The organism is Streptomyces sp. IBSBF 2435 (genome assembly GCF_036815005.1).
In the GTDB taxonomy this organism is placed as follows: Bacteria; Actinomycetota; Actinomycetes; order Streptomycetales; family Streptomycetaceae; genus Actinacidiphila.
On record NZ_JAJSYW010000266.1, the window covers coordinates 1 to 6,893 of the forward strand.

Here is a 6,893-nt window from a genome sequence, read left to right on the forward strand (position 1 = left end):
GGTAGGGTGGGCGGCAGCCCCTCACGTGGCGCTATCTCGCTGAACTCCCCCAGGGCCGGAAGGCAGCAAGGGTAGGTGGGCTCTGGCGGGTGCGTGGGGGGTCTTCGCGTGAGTGGGGGCCGGTTGTCGGTGGGCGCGGATAGGCTCGGTGGTGTGTCCCTCGCCCTGTACCGCCGCTATCGCCCCGAGACCTTCGCCGAGGTCATCGGGCAGGAGCATGTCACCGACCCGTTGCAGCAGGCGCTGCGCAACAACCGGGTCAACCATGCGTACCTTTTCAGCGGGCCGCGCGGGTGCGGGAAGACGACGAGTGCGCGAATTCTGGCCCGCTGCCTGAACTGCGAGCAGGGGCCGACGCCCACGCCCTGCGGGGAGTGCCAGTCCTGCCAGGACCTGGCCAGGAACGGGCCGGGGTCGATCGACGTGATCGAGATCGACGCGGCATCGCACGGCGGTGTGGACGACGCCCGTGACCTGCGCGAGAAGGCGTTCTTCGGACCCGCCGGCAGCCGCTACAAGATCTACATCATCGACGAAGCCCACATGGTCACCTCCGCCGGCTTCAACGCGCTGCTCAAAGTGGTCGAGGAGCCGCCGGAGCACCTGAAGTTCATCTTCGCGACGACCGAGCCGGAGAAGGTCATCGGCACCATCAGGTCGCGCACGCACCACTATCCCTTCCGGCTGGTGCCTCCGGGGACGCTGCGTGATCATCTCGCCGAGGTCTGCCAGCGGGAGGCCATCGCCGTCGAGGACGGGGTGTATCCGCTGGTCGTACGGGCCGGGGCCGGGTCCGTACGGGACTCGATGTCGGTGATGGACCAGCTGCTGGCCGGGGCGGCGGCCGACGGTGTGACGTACGCCATGGCCACCGCCCTGCTCGGCTACACGGACGCCGCCCTGCTCGACGACGTGGTGGACGGCTTCGCCGCCGGGGACGGCGCCGCTGTCTTCGGGATGGTGGACCGGGTCATCGAGGGCGGGCACGACCCGCGCCGCTTCGTGGCCGACCTGCTGGAGCGGCTCCGCGACCTGGTCATCCTCGCCGCCGTGCCGGACGCGATGGACAAGGGCCTGATCGACGCGCCCCGCGACGTGGTCGAGCGCATGCAGGCGCAGGCGGCCGTGTTCGGGGCCGCCGAACTGAGCCGCGCCGCCGACATCGTCAACACCGGGTTGACCGAGATGCGCGGGGCGACCTCGCCCCGGCTGCAGCTGGAGCTGATCTGCGCCCGCGTGCTGCTGCCCGCGGCGTACGACGACGAGCGGTCGCTGCAGGCCCGGCTGGAACGGCTGGAACGAGGGGGTGCCGTCGGCGGCCCGCCTCCTGGTACGAGCGCCGCTCCCGTCGGCGGTGCGCCGGTCGCAGGGCCGGCCGTCGCGGGTCCCCCCGTCGCCGGGCCACCCGGTGACGCTCCCGCCGGGGCCGCCGCCGCCCGCGCAGCGGCACGCAGCCAGTCGCCCGAGCCCGTGCGCGCCGCACCGGAACCCACGCGCGCGCCCGGACAGCCGCCACCCGCGCCCGTAGCCCCGCCGGAGCCCGTACGCCCGCCCGACCCCGTACCGCAGGCGCCCGCCCGACCGGGGGCCTGGCCGACCGCGGCGCCGACGCAGGCCCCTGCGCCGGCCCAGGCGCCCGCGGCCGCTCAGAGCGCACCCCCCGCCCAGGCCGGGGGTGTCGTCGGCGACCCCTCCCGGGTCCGGCAGATGTGGCCGCAGATCCTCGACGCGGTCAAGAACCGGCGCCGGCTCACCTGGATGCTGCTGTTCAACAACGCCCAGGTCGCCGGCTTCGACGGCGAGACGCTGCAGGTCGGGTTCGACAACCCCGGCGCCCGCAACAGCTTCACCAACAGCGGCAGCGAGGACGTACTCAAGCAGGCGATCAACGACGCGCTCGGCGTGCAGTGGCGCATCGAGGCCATCGTCGACCCGTCGGGCGGCAGCGGTCCCGGCACGGGCGGCTCCGGCGCAGGCGGCTTCGGTGGCGGCGGCTCCTCGCGACCGCCCGCGCCGCCGCAGTCCCCGGCCGCGCCCCAGGCATACGGCGGCGGCACGGCGAGCCCGGACGCGTACGGCTCCGCGCAGGCCGTGACCCACGCCATGGCGCCGGCCCAGTCGGCCCGCCCCGGCGGTTCCGCCACCGCGACCGCCGCGCCCCCGGGGCCCAGATCCGCCCCCGCCGACGCACCGCGGCAGGAGCCGCGGCGCTTCACCGACGAAACACCGCCGCCCCCGATCGAGGACGACATCCCCGAGGACGACGACGCCGATCTCGTCGATTCGGCACTCAGCGGTCACGATCTGTTCATCCGCGAGTTGGGCGCCACCGTGATCGAGGAGATCCGGCACGACTGACCTGCGGTGATGCGGGCGGACCTGGCCGCGTCCTCCCTACGGCAGAGCCACCCGCTACTCCGGGTGGAGACCGCGGCCCAGCGATCCTCCGTACGGCGTAGGGCGCACCACCGTACGAGCACGTAGGCTCGGCGTGTCAGTGAAAATGTGGCGCTCGGAAAGCATCGGAAAGCATCGGAAAGCAGCTGAGGCCGGCTGAAGAACAGCCGACGTCAGCAGCGGACCGGGCGGCACGGACCGAACAGCAGCACACCCAGGCAGACGCGAGGCAGGAGCGAACCGTGAATCCCGGTGGTCAGCCGAATATGCAGGCACTGCTCCAGCAGGCGCAGAAGATGCAGCAGGACCTGGCCGCGGCCCAGCAGGAGCTGGCCGAGACCGAGGTCGAGGGCACGGCGGGCGGTGGTCTGGTGACCGCGACGGTGTCCGGCGCTGGCGAGCTGCGGGCGCTGGTGATCGACCCGAAGGCCGTCGACCCGGACGACACCGAGACGCTGGCCGACCTGGTGGTCGCCGCCGTCCACAATGCGACCGACGCGGCACAGGAACTGCAGCAGCGCAAGCTCGGCCCGCTCACCCAGGGGCTCGGCGGCGGTCTGCCGGGCCTCTTCTGACTCTGCCCCTACCCCTGGAAGGCGTGCCGGCGTGTACGAAGGCGTGGTTCAGGACCTGATCGACGAACTGGGCAGGCTACCCGGCGTGGGTCCCAAGAGCGCGCAGCGCATCGCCTTCCACATCCTGCAGGCCGACCCCGCGGACGTGCGCCGCCTCGCGCACGTGCTGTCCGAGGTGAAGGCGAAGGTCCGCTTCTGCAAGGTGTGCGGCAATGTCGCGCAGGACGAGCTGTGCCGGGTGTGCCGCGATCCGCGCCGCGACCCGGCGGTGATCTGCGTGGTGGAGGAGTCCAAGGACGTGGTCGCGATTGAGCGGACCCGCGAATTCCGCGGGAAATACCACGTGCTGGGCGGGGCGATCAGCCCGATCGACGGTGTCGGCCCGGACGACCTGCGGATCGCCGAACTGCTCCGCCGGCTGGCCGACGGCACCGTCACCGAGCTGATCCTGGCGACGGACCCGAATCTGGAGGGCGAGGCCACAGCGACGTATCTCGCCCGGACGGTGAAACCCATGGGACTGCGCGTGACGCGCCTGGCCAGCGGCCTGCCGGTGGGTGGCGACTTGGAATACGCGGACGAGGTCACGCTGGGGCGGGCCTTCGAAGGGAGGCGGTTGCTCGATGTCTGACACCGTGGTGAACAAGAGCGCGGGAGCCGGCGCGGCGGGGCCGCAGGCCGAGCCGTTCGTCCCGCAGGAGCCGGACGAGTTCGCCGTCCAGATCTCCGACCAGATCGAGAGCTTCATCCTCGCGGTCCGCGAAGTGGCCAAGGGCGACGACCCGGACAGCGCGGTGCCGTATCTGCTGCTGGAGGTCTCGCAGCTGCTGCTGGCCGGCGGCCGGCTGGGCGCGCACGAGGACTTCGTACCCGACGAGCGCTACGAGCCGGACGCGGGCCCCGAGCCCGACGAGGACGATTTGCGGCAGCGGCTGGCGGCTCTGCTGGAGCCGATCGACGTCTACTCGGAGGTCTTCGACCCGTACGTGCCGCGGTCGGCGCCGGTGGCCTGCCGGATCTCGGACGACATGGCCGATGTGGTGGCCGATCTCACTCACGGGATGACGCACTTCGCGGCGGGGCGGGTGTCGGAGGCGCTGTGGTGGTGGCAGTTCTCGTACCTGTCCAACTGGGGTTCGACGGCGAGCGCGAGCCTGCGGGCGCTGCAGTCGCTGGTCGCGCACGTACGCCTCGACAGTCCGCTGGGCGAGCTGAACGGCCTGGACACCGGTGGGGACGCCGATGACGACGACGAGTTGGCGGAGGAGGCCGGCCGGGTGATGGAGGCCGAGCTGGGGACGATGGGGCTGCGCCCGGCTCAGTGATCCGGGGGTCGGGCGATCAGGCGATCAGGGGGCAACGACCGGGCGCGATGGCCCGGCGTAGTGATCATTCTTTGAGCGGCACATCTCACCATGCGATACGTTCCGGGCGGATCGGTCCTGCTCGTTAAACTGGGCCGACCGATTCACCCCTGAGCGAGGAGCGCACGTGGGCCTTGTCGTGCAGAAGTACGGCGGCTCCTCCGTCGCCGATGCCGAAGGCATCAAGCGCGTCGCCCGAAGGATCGTGGACACCAAGAAGGGCGGCAACCAGGTCGTCGTCGTGGTGTCGGCGATGGGCGATACGACGGACGAGCTCATCGATCTCGCGGAGCAGGTCTCGCCGATTCCGGCGGGCCGCGAGTTCGACATGCTGCTGACCGCAGGAGAGCGGATCTCCATGGCACTGCTGGCGATGGCGATCAAAAACCTCGGCCACGAGGCGCAGTCGTTCACGGGCAGCCAGGCGGGTGTGATCACCGACTCGGTGCACAACAAGGCGCGGATCATCGATGTGACGCCGGGCCGGATCCGTACCGCGCTCGACGAGGGCAACATCGCGATCGTGGCCGGCTTCCAGGGCGTGTCGCAGGACAAGAAGGACATCACCACGCTCGGGCGGGGCGGTTCCGACACCACGGCGGTCGCGCTGGCCGCAGCGCTCGACGCCGGGGTGTGCGAGATCTACACCGATGTCGACGGGGTCTTCACCGCGGATCCGCGGGTGGTGAAGAAGGCCCGCAAGATGGACTGGATCGCCTTCGAGGACATGCTGGAACTGGCCAGTTCCGGTTCGAAGGTGCTCCTGCACCGGTGCGTGGAATACGCGCGGCGGTACAACATCCCGATCCATGTGCGCTCGTCGTTCTCCGGACTTCCGGGCACCTGGGTCAGCAGTGAACGGCCGGAAGGCCTCGCGGAACTCGCACCGCGGCTCGCGCAGCACCTCGCATCGCAAGGAGACAGCCCAGTGGAGCAGGCGATCATCTCCGGCGTCTCGCACGACACGTCCGAGGCGAAGATCACCGTCGTCGGAGTACCGGACAAGCCGGGTGAGGCCGCGACGATCTTCCGGGCCATCGCGGACGCCGAGATCAACATCGACATGATCGTGCAGAACGTGTCGGCCGCGGCCACCGCGCTGACCGACATCTCCTTCACGCTGCCGAAGTCCGAGGGGCACAAGGCGATGGAGGCGCTGACCAGGGCGCAGTCGGTGATCGGCTTCGACTCGCTGCGCTACGACGACCAGATCGGCAAGATCTCGCTGGTCGGCGCCGGGATGAAGACCAACCCCGGTGTGACGGCGACGTTCTTCGAGGCGCTGTCCAACGCCGGGGTGAACATCGAGCTGATCTCGACCTCCGAGATCCGCATCTCCGTCGTCACCCGCGCGGACGACGTGAACCCGGCCGTGCAGGCGGTGCACTCGGCGTTCGGCCTCGACAGCGACAGCGACGAGGCGGTCGTCTACGGCGGTACCGGGCGCTGAATCCGGGGCCGATTCCGTGCGGTGATTTCGGGCGAATCAGGCCGAACACAACGGAAACTGGCCGGATTTTGGTCTGGACCACTTGAATCCGACTGCCTGACTCAGGGAGAATTTGCTCCCCCGTGGCCGCAACCGCCTGCCGCGGGGGAGCGTCTTTGTGTCAGCGCACTGCCGGGGTGCTGTCCTGGGGTGCTGCACACCGAATGCGGACGGGGGCCGTCGGTGCAAATGGGGCGCTGAGGAAGAGCTGGTGCGCATGGGGATATATGACGCTCCGTCGGGCGGTATGCCTTGCGCGTACAACCCTGACGGGGGGATGCGTGTCCAACAGACGTGGCGGAGGCACTGGGTATCGAGACGGCATTCGGGCGGCAGGGGACGATCGCTCCCGTACGTCCGGCACGCCCGGTGCGTACACCGCGCCCGTCGCGGACCGGGCTGCCTTACGGAGGGCTGCCGGTGATCGCCCCCTGGCCGGTGGCACGGGTGGACCCGGCACAGGGAGCCGCTGTCGACCGCGAGGAAACTGACCCCGCGATGGCTGTCGGCACCACGGTCGACCACCTCACCGAGACCTACCGCGCCCACTACCGCGCCCTGCTGGGCCTGGCCGCCCTGCTGCTGGACGACACCGCGTCCTGCGAGGACGTCGTCCAGGAGGCCTTCATACGGGTGCACTCCGCACGCAGCCGGGTGCGCGACCCGGAAAAGACCCTCGCCTACCTCCGCCAGACGGTGGTCAACCTCTCCCGTTCCGCCCTGCGCCGCCGAATACTCGGCCTGAAGCTCCTCTCCAAGCCCATGCCCGACATGGCCAGCGCGGAGGAAGGCGCTTACGAGCTGCTGGAGCGCGACCAGCTCAAAACCGCGATGCGCGCGTTGCAGCGCAGGCAGCGCGAGGTGCTGGTGCTGCGCTACTTCGCCGACATGACCGAGGCGCAGGTCGCCGAGACGCTCGGTATCTCGCTCGGCTCGGTGAAGGCGTACGGTTCGCGGGGCATCGCCGCCCTGCGGATCGCGATGGAGGCAACGGCATGACCACCCCCGACGCCCCGGACGACGCACACAGCATGGACCGACACGACTCCCCCGAGCAGCCCCCGGCCC

Annotated in this window: 6 protein-coding genes and 1 other RNA gene; all 7 read left to right on the forward strand. The window is 70.5% G+C overall.

Going from position 1 to position 6,893, the window contains the following annotated elements:
* Positions 1 to 12: 12 nt before the first annotated feature.
* Positions 13 to 109, forward strand: an RNA gene (gene ffs, locus V7E46_RS31445) — signal recognition particle sRNA small type.
* A 44-nt stretch (positions 110 to 153) separates the two neighbouring features.
* Positions 154 to 2,358 carry a DNA polymerase III subunit gamma and tau gene (locus V7E46_RS31450; RefSeq protein ID WP_333771599.1) on the forward strand — a complete coding sequence of 735 codons (2,205 nt, stop codon included), beginning with the start codon at positions 154 to 156 and terminating at the stop codon, positions 2,356 to 2,358.
* A 305-nt stretch (positions 2,359 to 2,663) separates the two neighbouring features.
* The gene (locus V7E46_RS31455) at positions 2,664 to 2,972 is read left to right on the forward strand and encodes a YbaB/EbfC family nucleoid-associated protein (RefSeq protein ID WP_329182482.1); all 309 of its coding nucleotides are present in this window, start codon (positions 2,664 to 2,666) and stop codon (positions 2,970 to 2,972) included.
* Positions 2,973 to 3,003: 31 nt separating this feature from the next.
* A complete protein-coding gene (gene recR, locus V7E46_RS31460) occupies positions 3,004 to 3,603 on the forward strand; it encodes a recombination mediator RecR (RefSeq protein ID WP_329177266.1) in 600 nt (199 codons plus the stop codon).
* Complete coding sequence (locus V7E46_RS31465; protein ID WP_329177264.1) at positions 3,596 to 4,297, forward strand: DUF5063 domain-containing protein; 702 nt, start codon at positions 3,596 to 3,598, stop codon at positions 4,295 to 4,297. Before recR ends, V7E46_RS31465 begins: the two co-directional genes overlap by 8 nt.
* Positions 4,298 to 4,463: 166 nt before the next feature.
* Positions 4,464 to 5,786, forward strand: coding sequence for an aspartate kinase (locus V7E46_RS31470; RefSeq protein WP_329177263.1), 1,323 nt, complete (start codon positions 4,464 to 4,466; stop codon positions 5,784 to 5,786).
* A 381-nt stretch (positions 5,787 to 6,167) separates the two neighbouring features.
* Positions 6,168 to 6,824: a SigE family RNA polymerase sigma factor gene (locus V7E46_RS31475; protein WP_443054409.1), complete on the forward strand. Its 657-nt coding sequence runs from the start codon at positions 6,168 to 6,170 to the stop codon at positions 6,822 to 6,824.
* Positions 6,825 to 6,893 lie beyond the last annotated feature (69 nt).

Excerpts from the sequence above, each read along its gene's own strand:
- V7E46_RS31455 (WP_329182482.1), top strand. The coding sequence starts at position 2,664 with ATGCAGGCACTGCTCCAGCAGGCGCAGAAGATGCAGCAGGACCTGGCC.
- V7E46_RS31465 (WP_329177264.1), top strand. The coding sequence starts at position 3,596 with ATGTCTGACACCGTGGTGAACAAGAGCGCGGGAGCCGGCGCGGCGGGG.